Origin of the sequence: Streptodolium elevatio (genome assembly GCF_040649515.1) — a bacterium.
GTDB lineage: Bacteria > Actinomycetota > Actinomycetes > Streptomycetales > Streptomycetaceae > Yinghuangia > Yinghuangia elevatio.
The window spans coordinates 26,851-40,385 of sequence record NZ_JBEZFP010000086.1 but is presented as its reverse complement, the minus strand read 5'-3'; the positions used below and the strand labels follow the sequence as shown (position 1 = coordinate 40,385).

13 protein-coding genes and 1 pseudogene are annotated in these 13,535 nt (G+C 71.3%); 9 read left to right on the top strand and 5 right to left on the bottom strand.

All coding sequences use genetic code 11. The features are described 5' to 3' along the window. Positions 1-192: 192 nt before the first annotated feature. Entirely contained in the window at positions 193-621 is a 429-nt protein-coding gene (locus AB0C36_RS28160) for an SgcJ/EcaC family oxidoreductase (RefSeq protein ID WP_358359174.1), read from the top strand. A gap of 1 nt (position 622) precedes the next feature. Here AB0C36_RS28160 and AB0C36_RS28155 read toward each other — a convergent pair whose 3' ends face one another. Together AB0C36_RS28155 and AB0C36_RS43380 are read right to left on the bottom strand one after the other, a co-directional pair. Further along, the gene (locus AB0C36_RS28155) at positions 623-793 is read right to left on the bottom strand and encodes a hypothetical protein (RefSeq protein WP_358359171.1); all 171 of its coding nucleotides are present in this window, start codon (positions 791-793) and stop codon (positions 623-625) included. A 133-nt stretch (positions 794-926) separates the two neighbouring features. Further along, positions 927-1,265 (bottom strand): annotated as a pseudogene (locus tag AB0C36_RS43380) (GlnX family signal transduction membrane protein); the annotation flags it as partial. Between the two features lie 110 nt (positions 1,266-1,375). On the opposite strand from AB0C36_RS43380, the gene AB0C36_RS28150 reads away from it, so the two are divergent. Beyond that, a complete protein-coding gene (locus AB0C36_RS28150) occupies positions 1,376-2,890 on the top strand; it encodes an FAD-binding oxidoreductase (protein WP_358359170.1) in 1,515 nt (504 codons plus the stop codon). A 148-nt stretch (positions 2,891-3,038) separates the two neighbouring features. Next, complete coding sequence (locus AB0C36_RS28145; RefSeq protein ID WP_358359168.1) at positions 3,039-3,896, top strand: DUF899 family protein; 858 nt, start codon at positions 3,039-3,041, stop codon at positions 3,894-3,896. Between the two features lie 146 nt (positions 3,897-4,042). Here AB0C36_RS28145 and AB0C36_RS28140 read toward each other — a convergent pair whose 3' ends face one another. Then, positions 4,043-4,885, bottom strand: a complete 843-nt coding sequence (locus tag AB0C36_RS28140; RefSeq protein ID WP_358359167.1) for a hypothetical protein — start codon at positions 4,883-4,885, stop codon at positions 4,043-4,045. Between the two features lie 269 nt (positions 4,886-5,154). Between AB0C36_RS28140 and AB0C36_RS28135 the strand changes: the two genes are divergently transcribed. The 5 genes from AB0C36_RS28135 (at position 5,155) to AB0C36_RS28115 (ending at position 10,422) form a co-directional block, all read left to right on the top strand. Continuing rightward, positions 5,155-6,423, top strand: a complete 1,269-nt coding sequence (locus AB0C36_RS28135) for a competence protein CoiA family protein (RefSeq protein ID WP_358359164.1) — start codon at positions 5,155-5,157, stop codon at positions 6,421-6,423. Positions 6,424-6,723: 300 nt separating this feature from the next. Continuing rightward, a complete protein-coding gene (locus AB0C36_RS28130) occupies positions 6,724-6,999 on the top strand; it encodes a hypothetical protein (RefSeq protein ID WP_358359162.1) in 276 nt (91 codons plus the stop codon). Between the two features lie 45 nt (positions 7,000-7,044). Next, positions 7,045-8,370, top strand: a complete 1,326-nt coding sequence (locus tag AB0C36_RS28125) for a DUF2254 family protein (protein WP_358359160.1) — start codon at positions 7,045-7,047, stop codon at positions 8,368-8,370. Between the two features lie 179 nt (positions 8,371-8,549). Continuing rightward, on the top strand, positions 8,550-9,470 hold the full coding sequence (locus AB0C36_RS28120; RefSeq protein ID WP_358359157.1) for an SDR family NAD(P)-dependent oxidoreductase: 921 nt from the start codon (positions 8,550-8,552) through the stop codon (positions 9,468-9,470). A gap of 184 nt (positions 9,471-9,654) precedes the next feature. Further along, complete coding sequence (locus AB0C36_RS28115) at positions 9,655-10,422, top strand: dienelactone hydrolase family protein (RefSeq protein ID WP_358359155.1); 768 nt, start codon at positions 9,655-9,657, stop codon at positions 10,420-10,422. Positions 10,423-10,446: 24 nt separating this feature from the next. On the opposite strand, the gene AB0C36_RS28110 is transcribed toward AB0C36_RS28115, so the two are convergent. Continuing rightward, positions 10,447-11,247 carry an enoyl-CoA hydratase/isomerase family protein gene (locus AB0C36_RS28110; RefSeq protein WP_358359153.1) on the bottom strand — a complete coding sequence of 267 codons (801 nt, stop codon included), beginning with the start codon at positions 11,245-11,247 and terminating at the stop codon, positions 10,447-10,449. 329 nt (positions 11,248-11,576) lie between these two features. Between AB0C36_RS28110 and AB0C36_RS28105 the strand changes: the two genes are divergently transcribed. After that, a complete protein-coding gene (locus tag AB0C36_RS28105) occupies positions 11,577-12,440 on the top strand; it encodes a lipase family protein (protein ID WP_358359151.1) in 864 nt (287 codons plus the stop codon). A gap of 141 nt (positions 12,441-12,581) precedes the next feature. Here the strand turns inward: AB0C36_RS28105 and AB0C36_RS28100 are convergent, their stop codons facing one another. Further along, on the bottom strand, positions 12,582-13,226 hold the full coding sequence (locus AB0C36_RS28100) for a TetR/AcrR family transcriptional regulator (RefSeq protein WP_358359148.1): 645 nt from the start codon (positions 13,224-13,226) through the stop codon (positions 12,582-12,584). Between the last annotated feature and the right edge of the window lie 309 nt (positions 13,227-13,535).

The window sequence follows — 13,535 nt, the reverse complement described above, 5'->3', positions numbered from 1 at the left end:
GCCTCCGGTAGGCCGCAGCCCCACCCCATCGACGACGCGCTTGCGACCTTCTACAACGTGGCGATGTACGCCTGACCGGTCCGGCAAGTTCCACGTCTCACATGAGGCGCGGTGGCGACTCGGTGGGGAACCGCGCGATGATCACAGTCGGGGGACTGGGCAACATGGGAGAGCGTACGAATGGATCGTCCGGTGGTACCTGAACAGGTCGCGTCCGGCGAGGATCTGCGGGCAATCGACGAGGTCTTCGCGGAAATCCAGGCAGGGGTAAGCGAGTTCGACGCCGACCGAGTCGGCGCGCGGTTCACCGCCAACGCGTCGTTCACGACGCCGGCCGGGCAGCGGTTCGACGGCTGGGAAGCCGTCAATTCCCACCACCGCCGCCAACTCGCGAACCCGGTCGAGGGATTCCGTACGCGCATCGCCCTCGAACGCGTGACGTTCCCGGCACCCGACACCGCGGTCGTGTGCGTGCGGCAGAATGCGTCCACCGCGGCAGGCGACTTCGCCAACGCGGGCACCTGGGTCCTGGTCAAGCGGGACGGCGATTGGTGGGTGCACGCGGTCCACAACACCAACGTCGTGAACGTCCCCCGTCTCGGAGAGAGCGGCAACGCCTGAATCAGGTCCGGGGCGACGGGCGGCGGCTCAGCCGGCCTGGGCGCACGCCGATGGCCGCGAGGCCGAGGAGCAGGCCCGCGTAAACGGCGCCGCGACCGCTGAAGGCCCGTTCGACCGCCGCCGCGTCGCCGCCGAGCAACCGGTCGGCGGCGGGCAGCAGCCGCTGGTGCATCAGGTCGGTGGCCTCGCGGAATTGCGGCTACGCGGGCCAAGTCTCGGCGATCGTACGGGCGTTCGCCTACCGGTCGGCCGGCGATCTTGTCGTGCGATGTTGTCGTGGGCGGCCAACCGGCGACGAGATCGTCCACCGCTTGCCGCGCGATGCCGCTGTGCGCCCCTTCGGCCGCCTGCCGCAGCGCCTTGGCCGTGACGTCGCGGTCGGCGGCGTAGGTGTCGAGTACGGCCTTGCCGTCGAAGTCGAGATTGGGCTCGTCCCCGACCAGCAGGATGTCGGCGAATTCGGCGTCCATCCCGGCGAGCGCGCCGTACAGCTCGTTCGGCGCGGCCACGCGCGGGAGGCGACGCTTCCGCCTGGGCTCGGCGAGGACAGGGCGTTCATCCGGCGTGCGCGGCGACGGGCTCGGGGGCGACGTCGGCGGCGCGTGGGCTCGTGCGCGCGTTTGCCTCGTTGCGACCGTTCGTATGAATCCCGTCCGGTGGCTCGCGGGTCGCAGGGACGTCCGGGCGTCGTCTTGACGACGATGACGGCACCGGGTGGTCGAACGGCTGCGCGGTCCACGGGAGGAGGCCGTCGGTGCCGATCAGTCGTCGGGAGGTGCTGCGCCGGGGTGCGCAGGCCGCAGCGGTCGGTGCGGCCACCGCGTGGGCGGGCGGGCGCGCCGCGGCCGTGACCGCCGGAAGGCCGGCCGATGGACGCGGCGACGTTCCGGGCCCGGGGGCCTGGCGGCAGCTCGCGGCCGAACTCACCCCGGGCGCGGGGCTCTACCTCCCCGGCAGCGACGGATTCGGCGCGCTCGCGGTGCCCGACAACCGGCGTTATGCGGACGTGCTGCCGGCCGGCATCGTGGCCTGCGCGAGCGAGAGCGACGTCCAGGCCGCCGTCCGCTGGGCGACGGCGCACGGTGTGCCGTTCACGCCGCGCTCGGGCGGGCACAACTACGCCGGCTACTCGACCACCCGTGGCCTGCTCATCACCCTGCGCCGGATGAACACGGTGGCGGTCCAGGGCAGTCGCCTGGCGCTCGGCGGCGGAGCCACCAACTCCGATGTGTACGCGGCACGTTCGGCGAACCTGTACTTTCCGGGCGGCCGTTGCCCCGGGGTGGGGGTCGCGGGCCTGACGCTGGGCGGCGGCCTCGGGTTCAACGACCGCAAGTGGGGGCTGACCTGCGACCGGCTGCGCGAGACCCGGGTGGTGCTCGCCGACGGGTCGCTGGTGCGCGCCGCCGAGAACGAGAACGCCGACCTGTTCTGGGCGCTGCGCGGCGGTGCGGGCAGCAACTTCGGCATCAACACCGGTTTCGTCTTCGACGCCACGCCGGTCGGCGAGCAGACGGCAACCGTGTTCGACCTGGCTTTTGACCTCGGCTCCGCGGTCACGGTGGTCGACCGCGTGCAGGAGATCCTGGACGGCGACCGGGGCAACGACTTCGACGTACGGGTGGGCTTCAAGAACCCCGGCGACGGCCGCGACCCGGCCGTGGTGCTGCTCGGGCAGCGGCTCGGCACCGAGGACCGGCTGCGCGAGCTGATTGCCCCGCTGCTGGAACTGGGCCCGTCGAAGGCGTTCGTCGAGCAGCGCCAGTTCTGGTCCGCGCAGGACTACCTCATGGAGCAGCCGGGGCAGCCCAGCGCCGGCGCGTCCAGGTCCCTGGTGCCCACCTGCCCGCTCGGCCCGCGGGCGGTCGAGCACATCGTCGAGTGGGTCCGCGGGTGGCGCCCGGGCGGTGCCGGCAATCCGGGCTACGTCACGCTGTTCGCGATGGGCGGCAGCAGCGCCGAACCCGCGCCGGGTGACACCGCCTACCCGCACCGCGCCGCGACGTACGTCATCGACATCGGTACGCACTGGACGCCCGGCACCGAGCCGGAGACGGTCCAGGACCTGCTGGCCCAGACGCACGCCATGCACCGCATTCTGCGCCGCGATCTGGCGACCTCGGCGGCGTACGTGAACTTCCCCGACCCCGACCTGCGGGACTGGCGGCACGCCTACTACGGGAGCAACTACGGCCGCCTGGTCGAGGTCAAGCGGCGCTACGACCCCGCCGGCGCGTTCCGCTACGACCAGGCGATCGGGAGCCACTGACCGCGCCGCCCGTGTCGCGGACCAGGCGCTGCCGTCGGCTTCCCGGGAGACGGGTGGAGCCGGGTCATGTTGCGCATGATGACGGTGTGGATCGGTGACAACGTTGGTGACCCGTCGTCGAAGCGAAGCGATCCCACAGGAGCCGAAGATGTCCGAGAACCCGAGCGCGGCGCAGCCGCCGGCAGTCGACCGTGCGGCCTTCGAGCGGCAGTTGGAGGGACTGCGGGCGCGGGAGAAGGCCCACACTCGTGAAGGCGACGCGATCGCGGCCGCACGCCGCAGGCTTCCGATGGTGGAGGTGGCCGCGGACAGCCCGCTGCTGGGCCCGAACGGCCCCACGACACTGCTGGACGCGTTCGAAGGGCGACGTCAGTTGATCGCCTACTACTTCATGTGGTGGCCCGGTCGGCCGGCCGCCGAGCAGTGCGAAGGCTGTACCTGGGTGATGAGCCACGTGGGTGAGCTGGCCTATCTGCACTCGCGGGACATCACCTTCGCCGTGTTCTCCCAGGGGCGAAACACCGCCTACGGCTTCGCTGGTGCGCAGGCGTCGTACGACGAGAGTCTGCGGTACCGGGCCTTCATGGGCTGGGAGATGCCGTGGTACTCCGCGCAGCCCTCGCTCGACTCGCTTCTTGTCGGCCGGGAGCTCGGCTTGTTCCACCTGGTGTGCTATCTGCGCGACGGCGACCGGGTCTTCGAGACGTATTGGACGAAACGTCGCGGGGCCGAGGCGGTGGACTACAGCTACGCACTCATGGATCTCACGGTGTACGGGCGTCAGGAGGACTGGGAGGACTCACCGGCAGGCTGGGAGCGCCGCGGGCATGCCACGCGGACCCTCGGCGGCGCCCCCGACTGGCCCCCGCTGTTGGAGTGGCCGGGGGGACGTCCCACGGCCCAGTGGCCGCGCGTCGCCGCCGCCCGCCCTGACAACCTGGACGCCAACGCCAACGCCCCCGCCGCCACCGACCGCCCGAAGACCGATCCCGGTCACTGCCACTGACCCGACCGCCCGCATGCCGACGGCGCGCCGTCCGACAGCCGTTGGAACCCCTGCGCAACGGGACTGCCCGCACGGCTCCCGTTCCGAGCGGTATTGCCGCGGTTGCGGTACGGCGGAGTCGGTTCGGTCGCGGGGCGGGTCGGCCGTCAGCCGCGGACGGTGAAGCACACGAGGGTGCGTCCGTCGTCGGCGTACACGGACCAGAAACGGCGGTTGTCCCCGGGGCCGGTAGGGCAGTTCGAGGTGTCGGCGCCGGTGGAGGGGACCTGGTAGGCGCCGGCGATGACGAGGACTTGGTTGTACGGCGCGGGCACCCGGGTGGCGTCGCATCGCACCGAGGTGGTGGTCCCGATGGAAGTGTTGTCGCCGTACTGCTCCGCGAGCACGCAGTAGTTCTTCACCCAGACCCGATTGAGGCACACGGCGGTGGTGTTTCCGGTCACGGACGAGGAGTAGGTCCACGCGTCCCGTCCGGGGCCCGACGGGCACGCCGAACTGCTGTCGGCGACACGCGTCACGAAGAAGAGTTCGCCGCGTTGGGTCTGGCAGGACACGGCGGGCGGTGGTGCGGGGACCACCCAGTCCTTGCCGTCCCGGTAGGTCGGAATGCACGTCCCCTGAGCAACTGCCCGGAAGGCGTCCTCAGTTGGGTCGGTGGGCACGGGGTCGGCTCTGGGCTCAGATGCGGGCTCGGGCTCGGATTCCGGCGAGGGCTCGGCGGCTGGTGCTGTCTCCCCGCTGCCGTCGGAGGTGCGTTCCTGGTCGTCGGTGCTCCCGCCGGCGCCGCCGTCCGTGGAGCCGAGGTCGGGTACGGGTAGATCTCCCAGGTCGGGCCCGTCCGCACCGCCGGACCGTCCCGACGAGTCCGAGTTGCCGGAGGACCCGTTGTGGTGGGTGCCGCCTCCCCGGCGGTTGCAGCCCACCAGGAGTGCGGGCACCAGCAGCCATACAACGAGCCAAACCCACCTGCGTAAGCGCCTGTTCGTCATCCCGTCCTGTCCTCGTCCGCTTCCTCCGAAGCTCGCGAGCGTGACACAGCGGGGCCGTACGGGACCAGGCCGGTTCTCCAAATTGACGGATACCCATCAGCCCGGCGCGGTCGAATTGTCGCCGGCGTCACCTGTATCGCCCCAAGGCCGCAAAGGCGGGGGCGACGCGGCATGGTTGACCACCTGGTTCCGTGCGTATCCGAAAGATCGGAAGTCGGGGGTGATTATGGGGTGTTGGGTGATTCGCGTGCGGTTCGTATGCTCTTGTCATGGCCAACGGAGTGTGGCATGCGCAGCGCAAGATCAGCATCAACCTGACCCGCAGTGATCTCGGACATCCGGAAGTCGAGGGCCTGCTCGAGGAGATCACCGCGGGCGTCGCGGAGCGGGATCCGCGCATGCTCGAGTGCATGTCCCATCACCTGTACGGCGTGTGCGGCTCCGAACGGGTCGGCAAGTCGCACTGGATGTTCATCCGCCGAGGGCGCGCCGGCGGCCGGCTCCGCTGGGTGGCCGCGCACTTGCCCGCGACGCACCGGGCCACGCCCGAGGAGAGCAACCGGCACCGCGCGACGAAGGAGCGCATCGCGGCGGCGGCCGCCGCGCGGGGGTTGGATGTCGAGGTCGAGGCCCGGACCTCCGACGGGCACGGGGTGCTCGACGCCCTGGTGACCGGGCCCGGTGGCATACGCGTGGGCTGGGAGGTCCAGTACGCGCCGGTCTCCGCGGGCAGCGTACGGCGGCGCTCGGAGACAACCGTGCGCAACGGGGCCATCCCGTCGTGGGTGACGCACGATGCCAGGTCGGAAGTCATCGACCGGGCGCCGTGGGCACGCATCGACGACATGCCGTGGCAGGACATCGCCAACGGGCGCGAGCTCATGGTCCGCAGCGGTGTCCGGCACCTCCAGATGTGGCGGTGCACGCCCAGGAGCGACTGGACCTGCCCGTACCACCGCGGCACCTGCGGGGCGTGGCACCACGCCTGGATGGCGCCCGCGCAGTGCCGCCCCGCGAAGGACAACACGACGATCGACGAACTGGTGGTCTCGACCGCGTGCGGGGAGCACGTCCCCCATTTCATCCGCAGCCGCGGCCGGGGCCGGTCGGGCTTCCACATGTGGGTCGCGCCCAAGGAGCTGGACGCCTGGCGCGGCCTCGAAGGCATCGAGGACGCCGAGCTCGGGCAGGACGGCGGGGACGAGGCCGAGGAGATCGACTACCCGGACGAGGACATCGACCTGGACTGCCACTGGGGTGAGACGCCGATCCACCGCAACGGCGCCAGGCCCCTGCGAGACCTCGCCGATCCGCACGCCCCGTTCCGGGCAGCCACCGACTCGACGCCTCGGCCGGGGACCGTCGACCTCGACCGATTCCGGCTCAGCGACGCGGAGCGCCGAGCGGCGGCGGTACTCCTGGACTGCCCGGGCTGGGAAGTCGGGCCGTGCGCCGGCTGCGGCGACTCGATGCACCGCTACGGCCGCAACGCGGGCATGTACTGCGCCACCTGCCGCTGGATCCGCAATCCCGCGTGAACCGGGCTTGCCGCCCCGGCTCGGTCACCCGGGATTGGTCACGCCGTGTGGGTGTGACCACGGTGTCGGGTGGCGGGATCCGCGTACCCGTATTCAGCGGCTGAGCTGCGCGGAGCTCCGCGCCTTCGGAAGCGTGCTGAATCAGGAGCGCGGACACGCGTGCGCCTAAGTGCGATATGTGGCAAATAGTGCAAACCTATCGCCATGGCCTCGGCGCCCAAGCCGGTCCACACGCCGGTCGCGCAGCAGCAGGCGGCACGCCATGGGTGTACGGCCACGGGCTGTGAACCGGGAGGAAGCATGGGATGCGGCTGCCTGTTCGGCCTGCTCGCCGCGCTGTCCCCACGCCTTGCCCTGATCCTGGTGTGGCTGTTCACCAACCTGGTCGACCGGGCGTGGGCCGGGGTCATCGTGCCGCTGCTGGGCCTGGTCTTCTTCCCGCTCGCGACCCTGATGTACGTCCTGGCCTACCGGCCCTCCGCCGGCGTGAGCGGTGTGGGGTGGGTGCTGGTCGCGGTCGGCTTCGCCATCGACCTGTCCTCGACCGGCGCCCTGGCGCGCTCCCGCCGCGGGTGACCGACACCCACGATCCCCTGGGCAGACGACAAGACGGGAGCACCGATGGACGTCGAGCGGGTCCGGCCGCCTCGCGCGCGCAGCCGCGGGTCGGCGCGCTTCGAAAAGGGCGGACGCCCGGGTTCCCTGGCGATCATCCTCGGAGGGGCGGTGCTCGGCTGGGTGCTGCCCAATCTCGAAGCCCATCTGCCGTCGACCGGACTGGGGTTCGACGTATCCACGGCCCAAGCCGCGCTCGGTGCCATCGCGGCCGCCATGATCACCCTCGCCGGCTTCGTGCTGACCGCCGTCACCCTCGTCATCCAGACCATCCAGGCGATGTCGCCCCGACTGGTCGGCGCACTGCACTACTTCGGACGCTTCCTCACCGTCTTCGCGCTGCTGGTGGGCACCGCCCTGTACGCGCTGGTAGCCCTCAGCCAGGTCGGCTCCGACGAAACCCCGCGCCTGGCCGTCACGTTCGCGGTGGCCCTGGTGCTGTTCGACACCATCGTGGTCCTCGGCATGCTCGCCTCCTTGCGCTCGGTCGTCACCGGCGGCGGGCTCTCGCGCGCGGTCGGCGACCGCCTGCACCACGTCGTCGAAGCCGTGTACCCCACGCCTCGGGAACCGGCCGCCCTTCCGCGGTCCGACTCGCGCGCCGTCGACCGGCCGCCGGTCGACGTCCACTTCCGCGGCCGTCCGGGCACTGTGCGCTCGCTGGACGAGGAGGAACTTGTGCGCCTGGCCGCCCACGCCGGGTGCACGATCGAAATGACCGTCACCGTCGGCGATTTCGTGGGCACCGAGGCACGCGTCGCGCGCATCCTGGCACCGCGTGGCGGCGACGTACCGCAGGACTTGCCGTCCCTGGTCTCCGGCGCGGTGCGGTGCGGCCCGACGCGCACCTTCGAGCAGGATCCGGCGTACGGCGTGCGCCTGCTCGCGGACATCGCCATCCGCGCGCTGTCTCCGGCGGTCAACGATCCCACCACCGCCGTGCAGGCCCTGGACCAGATCGAGGACGCGCTCCTGAAGCTCTCCGGGCGCGCCCTGGGAACGTTCGGGCTGGTCGACGACGCGGGCGCGATCCGCGTCCGCTGCCCTGCGCCGAGTTGGCGCGACCTGGTGGCCCTGGGGCTCGACGAGATCCTCCTCTACGGCGCCGCGAATCCCCAAGTGGCGCGTCGGGTAAGGGCGTTGGCCGAGCGGACTGCCGCCCATGCCCCGGCGGTCCGCCGTCCGCCGCTGCTGGAACGCCTCGTGGTCCTGGACCGGCTGACCCGACGCGCCGCCCCGGACCCGCACTTCCAAGCCCTCGCCGGCGTGGCCGACCCCCAGGGACTCGGCGGTCCGACGGGCGGGGGAGTGCTGCCGCCGGGACCGGCCTGAGGTCGACCGCAATCACGCCTGATGAAGTGGCCGACCGGGATCGTTTCGTGGTCGGCCGTCTTCCGCGCATCACCGTCCCCGCAAGGGAGTTCCCGTTGATCTCGGCATCAATAGAATGTATACAATAGCCAATCCACAATGCCGTGGGTCGCCGATGGCGAGTGCTGGAGGGGAACGTCATGGGACTTCTGGACGGCAAGGTGGCGGTGGTGACCGGCGCGGGCCGGGGCATCGGTCGTGCGCACGCGCTGGAACTGGCCCGGCAGGGCGCCCGCGTACTGGTCAACGACCTCGGCGGCAGCGTGCGCGGCGAAGGCGCGGGGAACGCCGCGGACACCACGGTGAAGTTGATCGAGGAGCGGGGCGGCACGGCGCGCGTCCACTACGGGGATGTCGCCGACCACGACCAGGCCGGTGACATGGTCGCGTGCGCGGTCGACACGTACGGCTCCCTGGACATCCTGGTCAACAACGCCGGGATCGTCCGCGACGCGGCGATCTGGAACATGCCCCGCGAGGACTTCGACGCCGTACTGCGCGTCCACGTCGCGGGCACCTGGTCACCGTGCCACCACGCGGCCGCGTACTGGCGCCGGCGCGCCAAGGAGAACCCGGCCTCGACGGGGCGCATCGTCAACACCACCTCCGGAGCCGGCCTCGGTGGCAACTTCGGCCAGACCGGGTACGCCGCCGCAAAGGCCGCCATCGTCGGCATGACCCTCACCCTGGCCCTCGAACTGCGGCGCTCGGGCGTGACCGTCAACGCCGTCGGCCCCTCGGGCCTGACCAGGATCACCGCGACGATGCCCGGGGCCGGCGAGGTGATCGAACCCGAGGACGTCGCCGACGACGCGTGGCACCCGATGGACCCGTCCAACAGTTCGCCGCTGGTCGCGTGGCTCGCGAGCGACGAGGCGCACTACGTCACCGGTCAGGTCATCCGGTCCATCGAGGACCGCATCATCTGGATGCAGGGCTGGCGCGAGCGCAAGTCCACCGCGGCGGGTGGCCGCCGCTGGGACGCGGCGGAAATCGGCGACCGCATGGCGACCGACATCTTCGAGACCCGCGGCGCGGGCCTGCGCTTCGACCCCGCCTGAGGCCCACTGCTCCACGGCCCGAACGATCCCGTGCGGCGGCACCGCCATTTGCATGCGTACCCGCGGGACCGGGTGATCGGAAGCCCTCGGTTGTCGGCTTCGACCGGGGGTGCTGGATCTTTGCGGGCTGTGCCCTTAGCGTCGCGGCCGTGTGTTTGTTCCGGCTTGGTGAGAGGGTCCGCCGATGACCGTTGTCCGGGGACTTGCCGTCGAGGTGCCCACCCGTGACGGGACGGCGGATGCCTATCTGGTGCATCCCGACGACGGCGCCGCGTATCCCGGGGTGCTGCTCTGGATGGACGCCTTCGGCATCCGTCCCGCGCTCAAGCGCATGGCCGACCGGCTCGCCGCGGCCGGGTACGCGGTGCTGCTGCCCAACGCGTTCTACCGCAAGGGCCCGGCGCCGGTGCTGGAGCTGCCGGCGCACATCGGTGCGGGGGAGCGCGCCGCGTTGATCCCGCGGATCATCCCGATGGTGCAGGGGCTGACGCCGGAGTCGGCGATGCGGGACGCCGACAGCTATCTCACCTGGCTCGCCGCCCGCCCGGAGACCGCCGGCGCGTCGGTCGGGGTCACCGGTTACTGCATGGGTGCCGCGCTGGCGCTGCGTACGGCCGGGGCCTATCCGGACCGGGTGGCCGCCGCGGCCGGGTTCCACGGCTCGCACCTGGCGTCCGAGGCGCCCGACAGCCCGCACCTGTCGGCCGAACGGATCACCGCCGAGCTGTATTTCGGGCACGGCGACCAGGACCCCTCCATGCCGCCCGAGCAGGTCGAACGCCTCGCCGCGGCGCTGACCGCCGCGGGCGTCCGCCATCGCGCCGAGGTCTACACCGGGGCCCTGCACGGCTACACGCAGGTCGACACCGACTCCTACGACGAGCGGGCGGCGGAGCGCCATTGGGAGGCCCTGCTCGATCTGTTCGGGCGTACGTTGCGCGCTTTCCCGTGAGTGGGGCCCGTGAGGCGCGGAGGGTCACGACCCCCAGATGGGCGGGCGTCCTTCGGCGAAGGCCTTCGCCGCCTCGATGATGTCGCCGCTCGTGCCCTCGAGGATCTGGGTGCGGTTCTCCAGGTGGACGGCGTGTTCGAAGCTCGGCGCGTCGAGGTTGGCCCACATGACCTCCTTGGTCATGGCCAGCCCGAACGGGCTGTAGGACAGGAGCGTACGGGCGGTCTCCAGGGCCGCGTCGAGGGCCTGTCCGTCGTCGACGACGCGCGCGACCAGTCCCATGCGCTCGGCCTCGACGGCGTCGAACTCCCGCCCCGTGAGCATGAGTTCATGAGCCCGAGAGCCGCCGATCAGGCGAGGGAGGGTGTAGCTGACGCCCATCTCGCAACCGCTGACCCCGAGCTTGACCGCCTGCACGCTGAGCCGCGCCGAGCGGACCGCGATGCGCAGGTCACAGGCACACGCCAAGGCCAGCCCGCCGCCGAAGGCCGGACCGTTGATCGCCGCGATCACCGGCTGCGGGATGCGGCGCAGATGCGGCCCCAGGTCCGCGATGTGCGCCTGTGAGCGCATGCCCCCGGCGGGTGGGCGCAGCCCGGCCGACACCGACGACGGGCCGATCCCGCGCAGGTCGAGTCCGGAGCAGAAGCCCCGGCCCGCGCCGGTGAGCACGGCCACGCGTACCGAGTTGTCGGCGCCGACCTCGTCCAGGGCGGCGTGCAGGTCGTCGACGAGGTCGAAGGACAGGGCGTTCAGCCGCTCCGGCCGGTCCAGTGTGACGACCGCGATACCGGCTTCGGGCCGCTCGACACGCACCATCGACATATTCGTCCTCCGCTTTCGCCGACCGCCCAGGGTCCTGGGCACGCGACCGGTCCAGTGCCGCGGCCGTACGCCCGGAGGCGCGCGTCGGCACGGAATCGATCACAACGCATCACCCCTACAGGCACCGACGTGCGGATTCAAGGAAAGGCGGCGGCCCGGCAGCCCCTCTTCCGGCCGGTTCCGGGGTGTTCCGGCCCCCATGAGCCTCTTCGGGCGCCGCGGCGGCGTGCTTGGTCCATGGGGGTGAACCCGCCGTGCGACAGGTTCACCGCGGCGGGACGCGTACCTAGGGTGATTTCCAACCATTTGGATTGACCTTGGAGGACGCAGTGTCCGCACCGGTTCTCGACCATGCCGCCACCGACTACAGCGTCGCGCACGCCTATGGGCTGTGCCAGGCGGCGGCGCTCGCCTACAAGGACGAAGCCACCGTCGAAAACACCGCCCGGGACTGGGGATTCGACCAGGTTCGGCACTTCCGCTCGCCGCACGCGATGCCGTTCCCGATCGAGGACACCCAGGCGTACGTCATGGCCGGCGACCGCATGATCGTCGTCGCGTTCCGCGGTACCGAGCCGGCCCAGATCCGCGACTGGCTCTCCGACGCCACCACCCCGCCCGTGCCGGGGCCCGGCGGCAAGGGATTCGTCCACTGCGGCTTCAACCAGGCTCTCGCCTCCGTCTACCCCGAAGTCCGGGACACGATCCACGAGTTGCGCGGAGACGGGCAGACCGTCTGGTTCACCGGGCACAGCCTCGGCGGCGCGCTCGCGATGCTCGCCGGCGCCCGGCTGTACTTCGAAGACCCCCGGCAACTGCCCGACGGCGTCTACACCTTCGGTCAGCCGCGCACGTGCGAACAGCAACTTGCCCGCGCCCACAAGCAGGCGTTCGACCGCCGCAGCTACCGCTTCGTCAACAACAACGACATCGTCCCCCAGGTCCCCCCGGCGCCCGTGTTCACGCACGTCGACGCGCTGCGCTACTTCGACGCGGACGGCAAGCTCCACGACTCCATGCCCGTGGTCTCCGGCCTGGTCGACCGCGCCCGCGGCCTCACCGCCGACCCGTTCGCCCCGGCCTCGGACGGCGTCAGGGACCACTTCATCGGCAACTACCTGGCCGCGTTCGCCAAGAACCTTCCGCAGGCCACCGGCGACCGCGGCCAACGCCTGGGACCCCTGCGCCTGTAGGCAACGCCGGCGGTGTGTGGCCCGCCCGCAGCCGCACGCCGCCGGGTCCGCCGCGGACCGCACGTCGTACGCGCGTGCCAAGCCTTCGGCCTTGAGGGCGACGGGGCTGCGAGCGGACGCGAGGGGGCACGAGGGGGCGCGTCACCGTTCGGCGGTGACGCCGGTGCTGAGGCCGGCGCCGACGCCGACGGGCGCGAGGGGCCGGAGCGCCTCCATCGCGTGGTCGAGGAAGGCACCCATCTGCGCGGAGGTGCCCTCGCCGCACAATGCCTGGCGTACCGCCGCTTGGATGCATGCGAACGCCGCACCTACCAGCGCACTGAGCACCAGGGTGTCCGGAATGGCACCCGGATCCCGGGCGACGGCGCGGGCGGCGAGGCGCTGGGCCAGTTGCTCCTGGATGCGGTGCACTCGCTCCAACTGGGCGGCGAGCAGGGAGGGGCAGCTCTCGATGATCTCCTGGAGCGCCCGGTCGCGTCCGGTGTCGTCGGTGAGGTGGGCGATGAAGACGTCGAAGCAGGAGCGGAGCGAGTCCCACTCGGGTTCGTCGAGGGGGCGCGAGTTCAGGCGGGCGAACAACTCCTCGCCCTGCCGGTCGAACTTCTCCAGCACGACGTCTTCCTTCGACGCGAAGTACCGGAAGAAGCTGCGCTGCGACATGCCGACGGCAGCGGCGATCTCGTCGACCGTCGTCTCGTTGAACCCCTTTGCGAGGAACAGGTCCTCCGCGGCCTCCGCGATGCGGACTCGCACGGCTTGCCGGGACAGTTCGCGCAAACTGCTCATGAACTGAACGTTAGCAGCTGACGCGACTTGCAGTGACTGTCGCGTTTAGCGGCGGAGCGCCCGGTTCGACGCCCGGCTCGGCAGTCGGTTCGGCAGTCGGTTCGGCAGGTGGTTCGGGGGCTCCGGGTGGCCGCCGCCCGTGCGGGGAGCGCGGTCGCGTGGACCGAGCTGGACCGAGCTGGACCGGGCCGGACCCGGACCCTTTTGGCAGTCGCTGACACCAAGGACATAAACTGCCTTGCTTGGGGTCTCGATCCGCCTCGGCGCGGTTCCGCCGCCTCGACGTACGAAAGAAAGGCGAGCACTCCC